We start from the raw sequence: 19,940 nt of genomic DNA, 5'->3' as shown, positions 1-19,940 counted from the left end.
TTTTAGTACTTTTAATTGTTTTGCTCTTGAGGATCCCAGATTAAAATATCATGGCCATCATCATTTTTGGCTTCGAGATCCTTGAAGCCATTATCAATAAAGAAAGATTTTGATTCAAATCGCGCAATGGCTTTTATGGGTTCATTGAAAGATTTTGCATAATTCAATAATGCTGTGCCATATCCTTTTCCTTGATAAGCTTTCAACACCTCCAATTTCCACACTACGAAATAATCGTCATAATTTGGGAAATAGGTTTCTTCGACTTCACCTTTTTGGTAGAGTGCCATACGTGCACCGATTTTTTCTCCGACATAAATCCCATAAAATGGTGAATCTGAACTGGCATCTATCATCTCGCCATGAAGTTCATCGACCATATATAGATCTTTATTTCCGAAGTTTCGGAATTCTTCGAAAAGTTCCTCTGTACGATAGTTAATATCTAGGTGGACGACCTTTGTCATCGTAATGACCCCCTTGTCTTTATTATTTCAATTATATCGTATTTATTTACGTCTTGAAAAGCAAAATCAACAGGCTCGCCGCTGAGCGTACGAGCCTGTTGATATCGTGAAAGAGAATGGATATTGATTTTTAAGGCTTATTTGTCGATGGGTTGTTTTCCACCAGAAGTAAAGATTGCGATGATTTGTTTAATAAGTTTAATAATTAAATCCATCTTGAATCACCTCCATTTATAATATAACTTCAAAATATACTTTTTAGATGATTATTGCGAAGATGACACTGAATCCTTCTTTTATGTATTGAGTTTAAATAAATATTACATTGAGGATGCCTATCTGTTTAACTTGTAAGCCATATCATTGTCATGTGGTTGTTTAAAGATTATACTGTTAAAGAATACGATTTAAGGGAGATAAAGCATGGATTGTAATAAAGTCAAAATCAATGAAAAGGATCAATTTATCTCAAAGTATATGAATCACGAGCAAAATCTGATTCAATTTTACCAATTTGATCCAAATAAAGATGAAAGTTTTAAGATGCGTATGACACAGCAAAATAATGGGAGAGAGCAACAACTGGCACAAATTATTCGTCAGTACATGTCTGATTTAACTTTGTCTGAGGCACAACGTCAATCTTTAGATCATCTTGCAAATGGTGAAAAAGTGGTGATAGGCGGTCAACAGGCAGGAGTTCTTACAGGGCCACTCTATACATTCCATAAAATCTTATCAATCATTGTCGCATCGACACAATTAACTCAGGAATATCAACAACCTGTCGTACCAATATTTTGGATTGCAGGTGAAGATCATGATTTTGATGAAGTGAACCATACGTATGCATATAATGAAGAAAAAGGAATTTTAGATAAAGTAAAATATCATACTTTAACCCCACCTGAAACATCGGTTTCAAATTATAAACCGGATAAAGCATCATTAAAGACATTGGTAAATCACTTTTTTTCTCAATTGCCAGAAACGCTTCACACCAAGACTTTAATTAATGATCTTGAGGACATGATAGAAAAAAGCAATCATTGGACAGACTTATTTAAACAAATTGTACATCGTTGTTTCCAAAAACATGGCGTCCTCCTTATAGATGCGAATTATCCAAAACTACGTCAGATGGAAAGACCGTTTTTAAAATCATTGTTTGAACAGCATTTAAAGGTGGATAAAGCCTTTAGACAAGGGCAAAGTAAGACACTTCAGAATGGGTTGCTCAAAATGATTGAGACGGATTCGAATGTGCATTTGTTTGTAGAAGTTGACGGACAACGACAATTACTCAAATATGAAGAAGGTGCATATTTTTTAAGTAAATCAAATGAAAGTATGACTTTTGATGAAGTTATGCAGTTTATTGAGCAAACCCCTGAAAAATGCTCTAATAATGTGGTCACTAGACCTTTGATGCAGGAATGGCTGTTTAATACAGTAGCGTTTGTAGGTGGTCCTAGCGAAATTAAATATTGGGCTGAATTGAATGAAGTCTTTCATCATTTAGAAATCGAGATGCCTATCGTCTTACCACGAATGAGAATAACTTATCTTACTCCGAAAGCAAATAAACTTTTACAACAATATCAGTTGAATATTTCAGAAGTGATTGCTCAAGGGGCAGAGGGGGCTAAAGAGCGCTTTGTTAGAGCAAAAGCCTCAGATCGTGTATTAGAAGAAATCGAAGAAATGATCCATCAACAAGAAGCATTCTATGAAAGAATGGAACAAGAAATGTCTAAAACTGAAGATAATCGCAAATTGTTATCGAAAAACCACAAAATTCAATTGCATCAATACCGTTATTTACAACAACGATATTTGACAAATATTGAAAAAGAAAATGAGATTAGTATGCGACATTTTAATCAACTTACATCAGTTCTCCATCCAATGGGCGGATTACAGGAACGCGTGCTCAATCCGTTCCAATTTTTGAATGTTTTTGGGTGGGATATGTATCAATCCTCCACATTCCCTCCACTGACTTACACTTATGAACAATTAGTTATAGAAATATAGTATTATCAAGAGATTGAAAGAGGTTCGTAAAAATGCGAGCCTCTTTTTTTGTGTCTATTTTGATAAAATTTGGACATTTTTACAGAATTAGTGGAGGGTAGTGGGGAGATGTGGTAAATTATAAATAAGGTGAGGTGAAATAAGATGTTCATGGGTGAATTTGAAAATAAGCTCGATGCTAAAGGACGGATGATTGTACCATCTAAATTTCGTTCTGTCCTTAATGAACGTTTTATTATCACTAGAGGCCTTGATAAATGTTTGTTTGGATATACTCTCGATGAATGGCAAACCATTGAAGAAAAAATGAAAGCCTTACCTATGACTAAAAAAGACGCACGAAAATTCATGCGTATGTTCTTCTCTGGAGCTATCGAAGTAGAGATTGATAAACAAGGTAGAATTAACATTCCTGCAAAATTAAGGGAATATGCACATCTCGAAAAGGACTGTACGGTGATTGGTGTTTCCAATCGCATAGAAATTTGGAATCGTCAAACTTGGAATGATTTTTATGATGAATCTGAAGACAGTTTTGAAGAGATTGCAGAAGATTTAATTGATTTTGATTTTTAAAGTAGCTAAAAGTGAAAATGGAGGGTTCGTTGTGTTTCATCACATTAGTGTGTTATTGAAAGAAACGGTAGACCAATTAAATATTAAAGAAAACGGTGTCTACGTTGACTGCACGCTAGGTGGCGCAGGACACTCGGCCTATTTGCTCAATCAATTATCTGATGAAGGGCAATTAATCGCTATCGATCAAGACATGACAGCAATTAACAATGCAAAGGAAAAACTAAAAGAAGAACGTCACAAAGTGACATTTGTACATAATAATTTTCGGAATTTAGCTGAAGTTTTAAATGAGCTAGGCATTCATAAAGTGGATGGCATTTTGTATGATCTCGGAGTTTCGAGTCCACAACTCGATGTTCCTGAGAGAGGGTTTAGTTATCATCATGATGCTAAGCTTGATATGAGAATGGACCAAACACAGTCGCTTTCAGCTTATGAAGTCGTTAACGAATGGCCTTATGAGGATTTGGTTAAAATATTTTTCCGCTATGGAGAGGAGAAGTTTTCTAAGCAAATCGCTCGCAAAATTGAGTCACGACGTGAGATACAACCCATTGAGACAACTTTAGAACTTGTGGAACTTATTAAAGAGGGCATTCCAGCTAAAGCAAGACGTAAAGGTGGTCATCCGGCAAAACGTATATTTCAAGCCATACGTATAGCTGTTAATGATGAATTGTCAGCGTTCGAAGATTCTTTAGAACAAGCCATCGATCATGTGAAAGTGAATGGTCGTATTTCAGTTATCACATTCCACTCATTAGAAGATCGTTTATGTAAACAAATGTTTCAAGAGTATGAAAAAGGACCGGAACTTCCACGAGGACTTCCGGTAGTTCCAGAGGAATATACACCTAAGTTAAAGCGTGTGAATCGTAAACCTATCGTCGCAAGTGATACGGATTTGGAAATGAACAATCGCGCAAGAAGCGCAAAATTAAGAGTGGCTGAAATACTGAAATAAAGGGGCGAACTAGTAAAATGGCAGTAGAGAGAATATATGAACCATATCAACATGATATACCGCAACCACAGGTTAGACCTAATCCACAACCTAGACCTTCAACGCAACCTAAAACCCGCAAACAACAAGTAAAAAAGACTGTTGTTGTCGGCCTGACTCGATTTGAGAAGATGTTATACATATCGTTGATAACTATCATTGCCGTTATCAGCATCTATATGCTATCTTTGAAAATGGATGCTTATGATACGAATGGCAAGATAGCAAATTTAGACCAAAAAATTGAAAGACAAACGAGCCAAAATAGCGCATTAGAAGCTGAAACAAAGCAAAACGCATCATATCAACGCATCTATGAAAAAGCTCATAAGCAAGGTATGAGTCTTAAGAATGACAATGTAAAGGTAGTGCGTAAAAATGCCGAAACGCAAAATTAAGATAAAAAAAAATAAACTAGGAGCAGTCCTCCTTATATGCTTTTTTGGACTGCTCTTTTTTCTATTGGTTTTAAGATACAGTTTTGTAATGCTCACTGGCCATTCTTCTGGTGAAGATTTGATTGCTAAAGCGAATCATAAATATTTAGCTAAATTAGAAGAACAAGCGGAGCGAGGAAAGATATATGATCGTAATGGTAAAATTCTAGCCGAAGACGTCGATCGCTTCAGATTGGCTGCGGTTGTTGACCCTAAAGCGAGTAAAGATTCTAAAAAGCCACGCCATGTAAAAGATAAAAAAGATACAGCCAAAAAATTAGCAAAAGTCATTGATATGCCCGAAAAAGAAATTGAGAAAAGATTAGAAGCAAAAAAAGCTTTTCAAGTTGAATTTGGAAAAGCGGGGCAAGGATTAACTTATCAAGATAAAGAAAAAATTGAGAAAATGAACTTGCCAGGGATTACCCTTTATCCCGAAGTTGAGCGTTTTTATCCGAATGGCAATTTTGCCTCTCATTTAATAGGTTTAGCACAAAAAAATCCAGACACTGGTGAACTTAAAGGTGCATTAGGTGTTGAAAAAATCTTTGACAGCTATTTATCTGGTAAAAAAGGTCATTCTTCCTTTACTACTGATATTTGGGGATTTATTACGCCAAACTCAAAAAATGAAGTCTCACCTGAACGTGGAGACGATGTTCATTTAACGATTGACTCTAATATTCAAGTCTTTGTAGAAGAAGCCTTAGATGATATGGTGCAACGTTATGATCCTAAAGATGTTTTTGCGGTAGTTATGGATGCCAAAACGGGTGAAATCCTTGCCTTTAGTCAACGTCCAACATTTAACCCTGAAACTGGAGAAGGGTTTGGAAAAAAATGGGCTAACGATTTATTCCAAAATACGTATGAACCAGGTTCTACCTTTAAAAGTTTCGGACTTGCAGCAGCTATTCAAGAAGGAAAATTTGATCCTAAGAAAAAATATGAATCTGGATACCGCGATATTCAAGGGTCTAGAATTTATGACTGGAACAAAAAAGGTTGGGGAGAAATTAATATGGGACTAGGTTTCACATATTCTTCCAATACTTTGATGATGAAATTACAAGATTTAGTCGGTGCCGATAAAATGCAAGCTTGGTACGAAAAATTTGGCTTCGGTAAATCGACAGGCAGTTTATTTGATGGTGAAGCGACAGGTCATATTGCTTGGGATAACGAATTAATGCAAAAAACATCGGCTTTTGGTCAATCTACCACTGTCACACCGGCACAAATGTTGCAAGCACAATCTGCATTTTTTAATAAAGGAAATATGATTCGTCCATATTTCATTCAATCCATTATGAATCCAACTGACGATAAAACATTTTATAAAGGTAGTCGAAAAGAAGTTGGCAAACCGATTACGAATGACACCGCAGAAAAAGTGAAAAAGCAACTCGATGAAGTTGTAAACAGCGAAGACAGCCATGCAAAAAATTATCGTGTCGACGGATATCGTATTGGCGGTAAAACTGGGACTGCACAAGTCGCAGATGAAAAAAATGGCGGTTATGTACAAGGACCTAATCCATATTTTGTAAGTTTCATGGGGCATGCACCAAGTAAAGATCCGCGTATTGTTGTTTATGCCGGAATGAGTTTGGCACAAAAAAGAGACCAAGAAGCGTATGAAATGGGCGTGAGCCGTGCGTTTATTCCAATTATGCAAAACTCACTTCAATATTTAAATGTAGGGAATGAAGAAGTGCAAAATAGTGGTAAAATTAATGAAGTTCCTGATGTGACGAATCAATCAGTTCAAAAAGCTGAAGATGCGTTGAAAGGAAAATCGTTTAATCCTGTAGTCATTGGTAAAGGTGAAAAAGTTGTTAATCAGAGTCCAGACAGTAAAGCAAAACTTCTGCCAAACAGTAACGTGCTCATTATGACAGATGGAGATTTAACGATGCCGGATATGACAGGATGGACACGTGACGATGTCATTGCCTTCCAATCACTGACAGGCATTAAAGTGAAGGTGAAAGGCAGTGGTTTTGTGAAGTCGCAATCCATTTCACCACAAGCAACTATTGATAAAAAGCAAACGGTTGAAGTAGAGTTGAAAGCACAATAACATCTATGAATGAAGACAAAAATGTGCAAAAGAATGAATAAGCGATGATAGGATTGACGCTTGGGGGTGAAACATTGAGTTCAAATGAAGGTTTGATTTCGGTTTCACTCCTAATTATATATATATTAAAAATGACTAATAATCTAATGAATAAAAAGGAGAACTAAGATGAGCTTTATTATTGCGATAATTGCATTTGTTATCACTGCGGTGTTAGTACCAGTACTAATACCTACATTAAAAAGAATGAAATTTGGCCAGAGTATTCGCGAAGAAGGTCCTGAAAGTCACATGAAAAAAACAGGGACGCCGACAATGGGGGGACTTACATTTTTAATTAGTGCGATTGTAACGACGCTAATTGCAAGTGTTTTTGTAGACCAAGCAAGTCCCTTATTATTATTGGTATTTGTGACTTTAGGTTTTGGATTGATTGGATTTATTGATGATTACATTATCGTCGTGAAGAAGAACAATCAAGGGTTAACGAGTAAGCAAAAGTTTCTTGCGCAAATTGTAATTGCGGTCATCTTTTTTATTGTCGCAAAAGGTATGAATGCGTTTGATTTTTCTACAAATATTAATTTGCCGTTTACAGATGTGAGTATTCCACTCTCTATCGCCTATGTTGTCTTTATCGTTTTCTGGCAGGTCGGCTTTTCAAATGCAGTCAACTTAACGGACGGTCTTGATGGTTTAGCCACAGGGTTATCTATCATTGGATTTACAATGTATGCCATCATGAGCTTTATTTTGGATCAGCCTTCTATCGGATTATTTTGTATTATTATGATTGCAGCGCTTGCCGGTTTTCTTCCATATAACATTAATCCTGCAAAAGTATTTATGGGCGATACAGGAAGCTTGGCATTAGGTGGTATTTTTGCAACAATCTCAATTATGTTAAATCAAGAAATTTCATTATTGTTCATTGGACTTGTATTTGTGTTAGAAACTTTATCAGTGATGATTCAAGTGACTTCATTTAAATTAACTGGAAAACGTATATTCAAAATGAGTCCACTCCATCACCACTTTGAACTAGAAGGTTGGAGTGAATGGAAAGTGGTAGGTGTATTTTGGACAGTGGGATTAATTTCTGGACTCATTGGTTTATGGATAGGAGTGAGCTAATTGTTAAATTATACAGGGTTAAAAGGAAAAAAAGTATTAGTCATTGGTTTAGCCAAAAGTGGATATGAGTGCGCGAAATTACTTCATCAATTAGGGGCTGATGTGACAGTCAATGACGGTAAAGATTTATCACAAGATGCACATGCTCATGACTTAGAAGCGATGGGGATTCAAGTCGTGAGTGGTGCGCACCCTATTGCATTATTGGATGAATCACCCATCATCTTCAAAAATCCAGGTATTCCTTACACGATTTCGATTTTAGAAGAAGCACAAAAAAGAGGCTTAAAAATTTTGACCGAAGTGGAATTAAGTTATTTAATTTCCGAGGCACCAATTATAGGAATCACCGGAACTAACGGAAAAACGACAGTAACCTCACTGATTGGTGATATGTTTAATAAAAGTAGAGAATCAGGGCGATTATCTGGAAACATAGGATATGTCGCCTCCAAAGTTGCACAAGATGTACGTGCAGATGAGTACTTAATTACAGAACTTTCTTCATTTCAGCTTTTAGGAATAGAAAAATACCGACCACATATAGCGATTATCACAAATATTTACTCCGCACATTTAGATTACCACGAAACATTAGAAAATTATCAAAACGCTAAAAGACGGATTTTTGAAAATCAAACCGAAAGCGATTATTTAATTTTCAATTATCATCAAAGACATTTAATTGATACAACAAATGTAAAATCAAAAATTATCTATTTTTCAACACAACAACCTGTGGACGGAATTTACGTCGAAAATGATTATATTGTTTATAAAGGTATCCATTTAATTCACCTCGATGATATTGTGTTGCCGGGTGAACACAATTTAGAGAATATTTTGGCAGCAGTCATGGCTGCAATATTAGCAGGTGTTTCGATATCTGCCATTGTACAATCTCTAACGACTTTCTCAGGTATTGAACATCGTTTACAGTACATTGGGAATAATAAAACAAACAAGTACTATAACGATTCAAAAGCAACAAACACATTAGCAACACAGTTTGCATTAAATTCTTTTAAACAGCCTATCATTTGGTTATGTGGTGGTTTAGACCGCGGTAACCAATTTGACGAGCTTATTCCTTATATGAAAAATGTGCGAGTGATGGTCACGTTTGGTGAAACGCAGAAGAAATTTGTACAATTAGGAGAAAGCCAAGGAAAATATGTAATTAAAGCGAAAGATGTGTCTGAAGCTGTTGATTTATTACAAGATGTGATTGAACCGAATGATGTTGTATTACTTTCTCCAGCATGCGCAAGTTGGGATCAATATGAAACGTTTGAGCAACGTGGAGAAGCTTTCATCACTGCCTTCCGTAAGCATCTGCCATCACATTAAAGGATGTGACTTAAATGAGTGAACCGATTCAAAAAATAGATAATGCCTATATAAAAGAGAAGAGACGGCAACAGTTACAGAAACGGCGTCGTTTTCAACGCAATTTAGTTTTAGGTCTCATCGTCATTGTGATATGTATCGCTTTGTTTATGTTTACGCCAATAAGCAAGGTGAACGACGCGCAAATTAATGGCAACCATTTTGTTTCTACAGCTGAAATAAAAAAACAACTTCAGATTGACCAACGCCCAAGAGTTTACTCTTATGATGCCAATGGGGCTATTGAACGCATCGAAAAAAATTCTTTAATCAAATCTGTTGATATTCATAAAGCTTTTCCGAATCAACTTATTGTTGATGTAAAAGAGCATGATGTAGTTGGAATAACACAAGAAAAAGATGAAAATGTCCCTGTCATTGAAACAGGGAAAGTGTTAAAAGATTTTAAAGGATCAGTCCCTAATGAAGTCCCTTATTTAAATGGTTTCAAAGGTGAAGAAAAAAGAAAAATTGTTGAAGCCCTTGAAAAAATGGACGCTACCACTAGAGGACAAATTTCTGAAATTAATGCCGCACCTGAAAAAGATCAACCTCACCTTATTCGATTATATATGAGGGATGGTATTGAAGTTTTAGGTAAAACGACGACAATAGCTAAAAAACTATCTTATTATCCTAGTATGTCACAAGCACTTGAAAAGGATGACACAGGTAAGTTAAAAAAATCAGGATATATCGATTTGTCTGTTGGCGCGACGTTTATCCCCTATGAAAATGAGAAACAGGGGGACAACGGTTCGGCAAGTTCACAAGAGCTTCAATCAGGTACGGCAAATGAAGATAAAGCGAAAGATGACTTACAAAAAGCTTTAAATAAAATTAAAGAGAACGAAAAAGAATAAAAGTCAAAAAAGTTCCAAAATAAACGTGTTTATAGTTCACATTGAAAGTGTGTTATTGTAAACTGTTTATAGTGTGAATAAGAATTATGTCAGGAGGTGCCTATCTATGGAAGAGCATTATTATGTGAGCGTAGATATAGGCTCATCAAGCGTTAAAGTAATCGTTGGTGAAAAATTTCATAATGGTATAAATGTGATAGGTACAGGGCAAACCTACACAAGTGGCATTAAGAATGGATTAATTGATGATTTCGATATTGCAAAACAAGCAATTAAAGATACGATAAAAAAAGCATCTATTGCATCAGGTGTCGATATTAAAGAGGTCTTCCTTAAGTTACCTATCGTGGGAACAGAAGTGTTTGATGAATCAAATGCACTTGAATTCCATGAAGATACAGAAATTAAAGGAACGCATATTGAACGCGTATTAGAAGGTATCCGTGAAAAAAATGTAGAACCTAACACAGAAGTGATTAATACTTTTCCACTTAAATTTGTGGTTGATGGTAACAATGAAGTTACAGATCCTAAAGAACTTGTTGCCCGTCACTCTCTAGAAGTGGATGCAGGCGTTATTGCGGTACCACAAACATTACTCATTAATATGATTAAATGTGTCGAAGCTAGTGGCGTAGATGTTTTAGATGTCTATTCAGATGCATATAACTACCGTTCAATTTTAACACCGACTGAACGTGAGTTAGGTGCTTGCGTCATTGATATTGGTGAAGATTTAACGCAAATTGCTTTTTATGAAAGAGGAGAACTCGTAGACGCTGATGTTGTTACGATGGCGGGACGAGATATTACAGAAGACATACAGCAATTTTTAAATACTACATATGAAACTGCTGAAAAAATTAAACAACAATATGGACATGCATTTTATGATTCAGCATCAGATCAAGATGTATTTACTGTTGAACAACTTGATAGTGAAGAACCAGCCCAGTTCACTCAAAAAGAATTAAGTGAGGCTATTGAAGCGCGAGTAGAAGATATTTTCTTTGAAGTATTTGATGTATTACAAGAATTACAACTGACAAAAGTGAATGGTGGTTTTGTTGTTACTGGCGGTTCAGCAAATCTTTTAGGGATTAAAGAATTATTGACAGACATGGTAAGCGAAAAAGTGCGTATCCATACTCCGTCACAAATGGGAATTCGTAAACCTGAATTTTCATCTGCAATTTCTACAATTTCTAGTAGTATTGCTTTTGATGAGTTATTGGATTATGTTACAATTAATAATCATGATGACGAGGAGATTGAAGAAGAAGTGATTGTCGATGAGGCTCCACGTCATGAATCTCGAATGGGTGGATTTGACGGTTTCTTTAAAAAGAAAACTAAAAAACACCCAGACGAAAGAATGGATACTGAAATACCAAATCATGATGCAAGTTATCATGAAAATGAAACATACGAAAAATATGATGATTATGAAGTAGAGGCTGAACGAAATCAAAGACAAATAAACGGTGAACCGCATCACCAAGAAGAAAGTAAGTTCAAAAAAATTATGAAATCATTATTTGAGTAATTGGCTACGAAGATTAGGAGGAATTGTAAATGTTAGAATTTGAACAAGGATTTAATCATTTGGCGACGCTAAAAGTCATCGGTGTCGGTGGTGGCGGTAATAACGCTGTCAATCGAATGATTGATCATGGAATGAATAATGTTGAATTTATCGCAATTAACACAGATGGACAAGCTTTAAACTTATCTAAAGCAGAGTCTAAAATTCAAATTGGTGAAAAATTAACACGTGGTTTAGGTGCAGGTGCGAACCCTGAAATCGGTAAAAAAGCCGCGGAAGAATCACGCGAACAAATTGAAGATGCAATTCAAGGTGCAGACATGGTCTTTGTAACTGCTGGTATGGGCGGCGGTACAGGTACAGGTGCAGCACCAGTTGTAGCCAAAATTGCTAAAGAAATGGGTGCGCTTACTGTAGGTGTAGTTACACGTCCATTTAGTTTTGAAGGGCGCAAACGCCAAACTCAAGCTGCTGCGGGTGTTGAATCTATGAAAGCAGCTGTAGATACATTAATTGTTATTCCTAACGATCGTTTATTAGATATCGTTGATAAATCTACGCCAATGATGGAAGCTTTCAAAGAAGCAGATAACGTATTACGCCAAGGTGTTCAAGGTATCTCAGACCTTATCGCCGTTTCAGGTGAAGTAAACTTAGACTTTGCTGACGTAAAAACAATCATGTCTAACCAAGGTTCAGCATTAATGGGTATTGGTGTTTCTTCAGGTGAAAATAGAGCTGTAGAAGCAGCGAAAAAAGCAATTTCTTCTCCATTATTAGAAACATCGATTGTAGGGGCTCAAGGTGTCTTAATGAATATTACTGGTGGAGAGTCACTTTCTTTATTCGAAGCACAGGAAGCAGCCGACATCGTACAAGATGCAGCTGATGAAGATGTTAATATGATTTTCGGTACCGTTATCAATCCAGAATTACAAGATGAAATTGTTGTGACTGTTATTGCTACAGGCTTTGAAGATAAACCATCTTCTCAAGCACGTAAACAACAAAGTACATCAAGTTTTGGAAGCAGTGCACATAGCACACCTACGAGAGAACCTGGTTTTAACGGTGGACAACCTTCTTCATCTTTACAAGATGATAGAGATGTAGAACCACAACGTGCGCATAGTACAAATGATGACGATATTCCAAGTTTTATTCGTAACAGAGAAGAACGTCGTTCAAGAAGAACACGTCGCTAATACATGTGCAAACATATGCTCATGGATTTCAATTAGCAAATTAATGCGTGTACTCCAATAGTAGATAGGTATTGCTAGGACAAAGGTGAATATTTCATTGTCCTAGCTTTTTGTTTATAATTCGTTGTAAGTTGAAAGTTACAAATTAGGAGGCAATGAAATGCACGCTTTTTCACCCGTAGGACATTATTTGAGTTATGTACCGAGCCAAAATCATCAGGTATTGATTGGAATGTCAACACGTCAAGGCGGTTTAAGTCCATTTCCTAAACAGGCTTTTAATATGGCGCGATACATTGATGATGATCCCAATCATATTACCGAACATCAAAAAATATTAGCGCAGGAAATTGGTTTTCCAACAAAACATTGGGTCTTTCCAATTCAAACTCATGAAGCTAAAGTCGTGGAAGTTCATCAAAAGGATAGAGGAACAAATATTAACACATTATCCGAAACGGAATTGTTTGGCGTTGATGGTTTATATACGTTTGATCGGGATGTATTATTAACGATGTGTTATGCCGATTGTGTTCCCATTTATTTTTATAGCCCAAAACATCATTTCATTGGTTTAGTCCATGCGGGTTGGAGAGGGACTGTAAAGCGTATTGTAGAAGCTTTAATTAAACAATATCCGTTTGATTTAAACGATTTATACGTGGTTATCGGACCTTCAACATCAAATTCCTATGAAATTAATGATGATATTTTATCTCAATTTAAAATGCTACCGATTGATGAATCAAAGTATATTGAGACAAGAGGTTCTAATCGTCATGGTATTGATTTGAAACTTGCCAATCAATTGTTATGTGAATATTTAGGTGTTCCTCATGAAAATATTTACCGTACCACATATGCGACTTCCGAAAACTTGGAGTTGTTTTTCTCATATCGGGTAGAGAAAGGTAATACAGGTAGAATGTTGGCTTTTATTGGACAACATTAATCAGGATTAAGAAAGGACAATATGTATGTCAGTTCAAGATAACTATCAACACATTCAAAATGAAATAAAAACCCATGCCTCCAAGGCAGGTTTAGACATATTACCTCGCGTGATTGCGGTCACGAAATATGTTACAATAGAGCGAGCTAAAGAAGCATACGATGCGGGCATTCGGGATTTTGGTGAGAATCGCATTGAAGGGTTCTTAGCTAAAAAAGAGGCGCTACCGGATGATGTGACAATGCATTTTATCGGCTCACTTCAATCACGAAAAGTGAAAGAGGTTATCAACGAAATTGATTATTTACATGCATTGGATCGTAAAAGTTTGGCTAAAGAAATTAGTAAGCGAGCAACGCATACTGTAAAATGCTTTGTGCAAGTGAATGTGTCTGGAGAAACTTCGAAGCACGGTTTATCTTCGGATGAAGTTATTCCCTTCATTCAAGAACTTGCACAATACAACCATATCCAAGTGGTTGGACTGATGACTATGGCTCCTTATATTGATGATGAAGCGCGCTTAAAAAGTATATTTGAACAATTGAAAATCAAGCGTGATGAGGTGCAATCATTAAATTTAGATTACGCCCCTTGTACAGAACTCTCTATGGGGATGAGTAATGACTACGCAATCGCAACAGAAATGGGTGCGACTTATGTGCGTATAGGAACAAGTTTAGTAGGAAATGAGGAGTGAGGGTATTGGCTATCAAAGATTTATTCAATGGCTTTTTCGCAATTGAAGATGAAGATGATGACTTCATTGAAGAAGAAGAACGTCGTGAAAGAGCGCGTGAAAGAGAAAGACAAAGAGAAATTGAACAAAATAAAGCAACTGCTGCCGAAGACTATCAACAAGCGTCAACAGCTACAGAACGTCAAAGAGCGCTTCAATCGGTCCCTAAAAAACAACCTTCAAGAATAAAAAATATGCAAAACGAACGAAAATACCAAATTGCTAAAGAACCAACTACACAGCAAGGGAACGTGGTGAGCATGACACAATCACAAGATGCATTTAACAATGGCAGTTCGAAAATGTGTTTATTTGAGCCTCGTGTGTTTTCTGACACACAAGATATTGCAGATGAACTTAAAAATCGTCGTGCGACATTGGTAAATTTACAGCAAATAGATGCAGTATCTGCAAAACGTATCATCGATTTTTTAAGTGGTACTGTTTATGCAATTGGCGGCGATATTCAACGTGTAGGTGCAGATATATTTTTATGCACACCTGATAATGTTGAAGTTGCAGGTAGTATTTCAGAGCACATTGATGCTATGGAAAACCAAAATCAATATGAATAAGGGAGACATCTATGTCAATTCAAATACTTGAAACGATATTCCAATTCATTATTTTTGTCGTTAGAATATATTCTTATGGAATGATTATTTATATATTTATGTCATGGCTTCCTGGTGCACGTGAGAGTACGGTTGGTCAATTTATGGCGAAACTCTACGAACCCTTTTTAGAGCCATTTAGAAGAATTATTCCTCCACTAGGGATGATAGATATCTCGCCAATTGTGGCATTTATCGTGTTGAACCTATTTCAAAGAGGAATTTATGCAATTTTCCAATTCATCTATACACACTTTTATTTATAAAGCATTGGATTGGGATACAAAGTAATAATGTATCTTTATAAAAGTGTCACTTAACCAATAAAGTGTTGCCATATGTCGCAATACTTCCATATCTTAATCAAGGGGCGAAGACGTGCTAGAGTCTAAGCCCCTTATTTTGCCCATTTATGATTGTATGAAGGAGAGAATCCATGGAACTTTATCAACATTTTAGGCCAGAAGAACGACCGACGATTGATCATCTCATAGACAAAGCGCGTCAATCCGAGCGTCAGTATAGCCTTGTATTAACTAGTTTTTTAGACCCGAGAGAACAATATATACTAAAAGTTGTTACCGGAAGTTTTCCTGATTTGAATTGTTCTTTTTTTGGAGGGCCACAAAGTGAGAGAAAAAGAGCGATTATAGCGCCACATTATTTTGAACCCACGACCGACGATTTCGAAATAAGTCTCATTCAAGTTGAGTACCCTGAAAAGTTCGTGACCATTCAACATCAACATTTGTTAGGTACACTTATGTCATTTGGCATTGAACGCGATCAAATTGGAGACATTATTGTGGGAGAGCAACTCCAGTTCGTTTTGACAAATCAAATTAAATCTTATATTATGATGGAATTAACACATATCAAAAGAGCAACAGTCAAACTAAATGCGATACCTATAGAAAATATGGTAGAATCAAAAGAGCAATGGCAAACACATCATGCGACAGTAAGCGCATTGAGATTAGATGTGGTTCTAAAAGAAATGATAAGAAAATCACGCACAATTGCTCAAACTTTAATTCAACGCAAACGCGTGAAAGTTAATCATACGATAGTGGAAGCTGTAGATTTTCAACTTGATGAAGGAGATTTAATTTCGATTCAAGGATATGGAAGAGCGAAAATGATAGAAAATGGTGAACGAACGAAAAAAGATAAATTAAAATTAACCTATCAAACGTTATTTAAATAGTGTATGATGAAGGAGGAAGCGATATGGCTTTTACACCCAGTGAGATTAAAAAAAAATCTTTTACACGTACAAAAAACGGTTTTGAACCTACGGAAGTTGAACAGTATTTAGAACAACTGAGTCAAGAAATCGAACGTTTAAAAGAGGATAAAAAACAACTTGAAAATGTATTGCAAGAAAGAGATGCTCATATCAAATCATTTAAAGATGTTGAAAAATCAGTAGGTGAAGCAATCGTAAGTGCGCAACGTGCTGCAGATGAAACAAAGGCAGCTGCTCAAAAAGAACACGATGCGATTATCCAAAAAGCACAAGCTGAGGCGAATCGAATTGTGAATGATGGCATTGAAAAATCAAGACGACTTTCATTCCAAACGGAAGATATGAAACGCCAGTCTAAAATTTTCCGTTCACGCTTTAAAATGTTAGTCGAAGCACAACTTGACTTATTAAAGAGTGATGACTGGGAATATCTGCTCAATTATGATTTAGATGCACAACAAGTGACTGAGGAAAACTTTCAACATTTAAATCAACAAGATGTGACGCCTGAAGAAAAACAACAAGCACAAAAAAATGATAAAGATGCGAATCAAAAAGACGCCTCTTCAGAAGAAGAATCAAATAAATCAAACGATGAAGACAAGCAAGAAAAGTAAGTGATGCTGACAGCGAGTTAGGGAGGGTGAGAGCCTAATGTAAACACTTTTCTTGTATCACTACATTGTAATTATCAATAATTTTTACGAGAGAACTCTAAGCTGAGTTAATAAGGGTGGTACCGCGGCCTTGCCGTCCCTTTAATTGAGCTTAGAGTTCTTTTTGTATATAAAGGAGTGTAACAAATTTATGGATTATAAAGACACGTTATTAATGCCGAAAACAAAATTTCCAATGCGTGGCGGCTTGCCGAATAAAGAGCCACAAATTCAAGCACAATGGGAAGAACAAAAGTTATATGAAAAAATGTTGAAAAAAAATGAAGGTCAAACGCCATTCATTTTACATGACGGTCCACCATATGCCAATGGTAATTTACATATGGGGCATGCGTTGAATAAAATTTTAAAGGATTTTATTATTCGTCATAAAACGATGCAAGGTTACTATGCACCTTACGTACCTGGTTGGGATACACATGGTTTACCGATTGAACAAGCCTTAACAAAAAAAGGCGTTAAACGTAAAGAAATGTCTATCTCAGATTTTCGTAAAAAATGTGAAGCTTTTGCGTTAGAACAAATCGAATTACAGAAAAAAGACTTTAAACGTTTAGGTGTCAATGGTGATTTTGATCATCCTTATATTACATTGAAACCGGAATATGAAGCAGCGCAAATTCGTTTATTTGGTGAAATGGCAGATAAAGGCTTAATTTATAAAGGGAAAAAACCTGTATATTGGTCACCGTCTAGTGAATCATCATTAGCTGAGGCTGAGATTGAATATCATGATAAACGTTCAGCTTCAATTTATGTCGCTTTTGCTGTGAAAGACGCAAAAGGAACTGTCGATGAGGATGCTAAATTTATTATTTGGACAACAACACCTTGGACATTACCCGCAAATGTTGCCATTACAGTTCACCCAGACTTAACCTATGTTCAAATGAATGTAGAAGGTGAAAAATATGTGATTGCAGAAGCGTTAGTAGATGCAGTTGCAGAAGCTTTAGACTGGGATAAAGAAACTGTAGTTCGTGAAAAAGAATTTAAAGGTTCTGAATTAGAATATGTAGAAACACAACATCCATTCATTGACCGCATTTCTCTTGTTATCAATGGAAACCACGTTACAACAGACGCGGGGACAGGCTGTGTACATACAGCACCTGGACACGGTGAAGATGACTATATTGTCGGACAAAAATACGGCTTAGAAGTAATTAGTCCAGTTGACGATAAAGGTGTTTTCACAGAAGAAGCAGGCCAATTTGCAGGCATGTTTTATGATAAAGCCAATAAAGAGATTACAGAATTATTGACTGAAAAAGGAGCCTTGCTGAAACTAAACTTTATTACCCATAGTTATCCGCACGACTGGCGTACGAAAAAACCTGTTATTTTCCGTGCGACTCCACAATGGTTCGCTTCTATTTCAAAGGTACGTGAAGATATTCTTGAAGCCATTGACCAAACTAAATTTAAAGTCGACTGGGGTAAAACACGAATTTACAATATGATTCGTGATCGTGGTGAATGGGTAATCTCACGTCAACGTGTGTGGGGGGTCCCACTACCGGTTTTCTATGCAGAAAATGGCGACATCATTATGACAAAAGAAACTGTCAACCATGTGGCTGATTTATTTGAACAACACGGCTCTAATGTATGGTTTGAACGTGAAGCGAAAGACCTTTTACCAGAAGGATTTACGCATGAAGGTAGCCCGAATGGTCTCTTTACAAAAGAAGAAGATATTATGGATGTTTGGTTCGATTCAGGATCTTCACATCGCGGTGTACTTGAAGGGCGTAAAGAGCTTAGCTTCCCAGCAGATATGTATCTTGAAGGCAGTGACCAATATCGAGGATGGTTCAACTCTTCTATTACAACGGCTGTTGCAACGCGTGGTGTTTCTCCATATAAGATGCTTTTATCTCACGGTTTTGTCATGGATGGCGAAGGTAAAAAAATGAGTAAATCTTTAGGCAACGTCATTGTCCCAGATACAATCGTGAAACAAAAAGGCGCAGACATTGCACGATTATGGGTGAGTTCAGTAGATTACTTGGCAGATGTACGTATTTCTGAAGAGATTTTAAAACAAGTCGCAGATGTCTACCGTAAAATCCGTAATACACTTCGATTCTTACTCGGTAACGTTAACGATTACAATCCAAATACAGACCGCATCTCTGAAACTGACCTATTTGAAGTGGATCGATACATTTTAAATCGCTTTAGAGAGTTTAAAAATAGTACACTCGATCACTATGATCAATTTGACTATTTGGATATCTATCAAGAAGTTCAAAACTTTATCAATGTAGAACTAAGTAACTTCTATTTAGATTACGGTAAAGATATTTTATATATTGAAGCAAAAGATGCGCATCAACGTCGCAGTATGCAAACGGTGCTTTATGAAATTTTAATCGATTTAACAAAATTACTGGCACCAATCATTCCACATACTGCCGATGAAGTATGGTCATATATTGAGCATCAAGAAGAAGAAAGTGTACATTTGTCTGATTTACCAGAGCGTCACGAAGTCGATCATACGCTTATTGAAAAATGGACAACATTTATGACTTTACGTGACGATGTCAACCGTGCGTTAGAAAAAGCACGTAATGAAAAAGTAATTGGAAAATCTTTACAAGCTAAAGTGAAAATTGGTAATAGTTCCTCTTTTGATACGGTCGACTTCTTAAAACAATTTGATCATCTTCATCAATTGTTTATCGTTTCACAAGTTGAAGTTGTGGATAACCCAGAAGGAGAAGATTATCAACACGCAAACATTGCCATCGTTCACGCTGATGGGGAACAATGTGCGCGTTGTTGGAATTACTCTACAGAATTAGGTTCAGTGGGTGAATATACTGATTTATGTCCACGTTGCCAACAAGTCGTAAAAACATTAATATAAACTATCATTAGCATTTTTTCCTCCACATGAGAGAAGCTTATGATGCATGATGCCAAGCTGTCGACAAGGCAATTCCTTTGTCGACAGT

18 protein-coding genes are annotated in these 19,940 nt (G+C 36.3%); 17 read left to right on the top strand and 1 reads right to left on the bottom strand.

From position 1 onward, the window contains the following. Positions 1-11 precede the first annotated feature (11 nt). On the bottom strand, positions 12-467 hold the full coding sequence (locus G8Y84_RS04530; protein ID WP_165806142.1) for an N-acetyltransferase: 456 nt from the start codon (positions 465-467) through the stop codon (positions 12-14). 423 nt (positions 468-890) lie between these two features. Here G8Y84_RS04530 and bshC point away from each other — a divergent pair, with 423 nt between their 5' ends. From bshC to ileS, 17 genes are all read left to right on the top strand, one after another. Beyond that, positions 891-2,504, top strand: coding sequence for a bacillithiol biosynthesis cysteine-adding enzyme BshC (bshC, locus tag G8Y84_RS04525; protein WP_105962738.1), 1,614 nt, complete (start codon positions 891-893; stop codon positions 2,502-2,504). A 144-nt stretch (positions 2,505-2,648) separates the two neighbouring features. Then, positions 2,649-3,080, top strand: a complete 432-nt coding sequence (mraZ, locus tag G8Y84_RS04520; protein ID WP_037573151.1) for a division/cell wall cluster transcriptional repressor MraZ — start codon at positions 2,649-2,651, stop codon at positions 3,078-3,080. Positions 3,081-3,111: 31 nt separating this feature from the next. Further along, positions 3,112-4,047, top strand: coding sequence for a 16S rRNA (cytosine(1402)-N(4))-methyltransferase RsmH (gene rsmH, locus G8Y84_RS04515; RefSeq protein WP_105965342.1), 936 nt, complete (start codon positions 3,112-3,114; stop codon positions 4,045-4,047). A 17-nt stretch (positions 4,048-4,064) separates the two neighbouring features. Next, positions 4,065-4,484 carry a cell division protein FtsL gene (gene ftsL, locus G8Y84_RS04510; protein WP_105962739.1) on the top strand — a complete coding sequence of 140 codons (420 nt, stop codon included), beginning with the start codon at positions 4,065-4,067 and terminating at the stop codon, positions 4,482-4,484. Continuing rightward, the gene (locus G8Y84_RS04505; protein WP_105965229.1) at positions 4,465-6,606 is read left to right on the top strand and encodes a penicillin-binding protein; all 2,142 of its coding nucleotides are present in this window, start codon (positions 4,465-4,467) and stop codon (positions 6,604-6,606) included. Before ftsL ends, G8Y84_RS04505 begins: the two co-directional genes overlap by 20 nt. Positions 6,607-6,774: 168 nt before the next feature. Then, a complete protein-coding gene (mraY, locus tag G8Y84_RS04500; RefSeq protein WP_105962741.1) occupies positions 6,775-7,740 on the top strand; it encodes a phospho-N-acetylmuramoyl-pentapeptide-transferase in 966 nt (321 codons plus the stop codon). Further along, positions 7,741-9,090, top strand: a complete 1,350-nt coding sequence (gene murD / locus G8Y84_RS04495) for a UDP-N-acetylmuramoyl-L-alanine--D-glutamate ligase (protein ID WP_037573164.1) — start codon at positions 7,741-7,743, stop codon at positions 9,088-9,090. Positions 9,091-9,104: 14 nt separating this feature from the next. Further along, positions 9,105-9,992, top strand: a complete 888-nt coding sequence (locus tag G8Y84_RS04490) for a cell division protein FtsQ/DivIB (protein ID WP_037573166.1) — start codon at positions 9,105-9,107, stop codon at positions 9,990-9,992. 106 nt (positions 9,993-10,098) lie between these two features. After that, on the top strand, positions 10,099-11,538 hold the full coding sequence (ftsA, locus tag G8Y84_RS04485; RefSeq protein WP_165806141.1) for a cell division protein FtsA: 1,440 nt from the start codon (positions 10,099-10,101) through the stop codon (positions 11,536-11,538). A gap of 29 nt (positions 11,539-11,567) precedes the next feature. After that, positions 11,568-12,743 (top strand): cell division protein FtsZ, encoded by a 1,176-nt coding sequence (ftsZ, locus tag G8Y84_RS04480; RefSeq protein WP_037573172.1) that lies wholly within the window; start codon positions 11,568-11,570, stop codon positions 12,741-12,743. Between the two features lie 160 nt (positions 12,744-12,903). Further along, entirely contained in the window at positions 12,904-13,695 is a 792-nt protein-coding gene (gene pgeF / locus G8Y84_RS04475) for a peptidoglycan editing factor PgeF (RefSeq protein ID WP_037573175.1), read from the top strand. Between the two features lie 25 nt (positions 13,696-13,720). After that, positions 13,721-14,395 carry a YggS family pyridoxal phosphate-dependent enzyme gene (locus G8Y84_RS04470; RefSeq protein ID WP_105965231.1) on the top strand — a complete coding sequence of 225 codons (675 nt, stop codon included), beginning with the start codon at positions 13,721-13,723 and terminating at the stop codon, positions 14,393-14,395. Positions 14,396-14,400: 5 nt separating this feature from the next. Then, positions 14,401-15,009 carry a cell division protein SepF gene (locus G8Y84_RS11330; protein ID WP_105965232.1) on the top strand — a complete coding sequence of 203 codons (609 nt, stop codon included), beginning with the start codon at positions 14,401-14,403 and terminating at the stop codon, positions 15,007-15,009. Positions 15,010-15,020: 11 nt separating this feature from the next. Beyond that, complete coding sequence (locus G8Y84_RS04460) at positions 15,021-15,314, top strand: YggT family protein (RefSeq protein WP_107360420.1); 294 nt, start codon at positions 15,021-15,023, stop codon at positions 15,312-15,314. 170 nt (positions 15,315-15,484) lie between these two features. Beyond that, positions 15,485-16,255 (top strand): YlmH family RNA-binding protein, encoded by a 771-nt coding sequence (locus G8Y84_RS04455; protein ID WP_165806140.1) that lies wholly within the window; start codon positions 15,485-15,487, stop codon positions 16,253-16,255. 23 nt (positions 16,256-16,278) lie between these two features. Beyond that, on the top strand, positions 16,279-16,914 hold the full coding sequence (locus tag G8Y84_RS04450; RefSeq protein WP_107371823.1) for a DivIVA domain-containing protein: 636 nt from the start codon (positions 16,279-16,281) through the stop codon (positions 16,912-16,914). A gap of 190 nt (positions 16,915-17,104) precedes the next feature. Continuing rightward, positions 17,105-19,852 (top strand): isoleucine--tRNA ligase, encoded by a 2,748-nt coding sequence (gene ileS / locus G8Y84_RS04445; RefSeq protein WP_037573183.1) that lies wholly within the window; start codon positions 17,105-17,107, stop codon positions 19,850-19,852. The last annotated feature ends 88 nt before the right edge of the window (positions 19,853-19,940 follow it).

Origin of the sequence: Staphylococcus sp. 11511212, from assembly GCF_011394755.1 — a bacterium.
GTDB lineage: Bacteria > Bacillota > Bacilli > Staphylococcales > Staphylococcaceae > Staphylococcus > Staphylococcus chromogenes.
The sequence above is the reverse complement of the archived record's forward strand: the minus strand, read 5'-3'. Positions and strand labels throughout refer to the sequence as shown.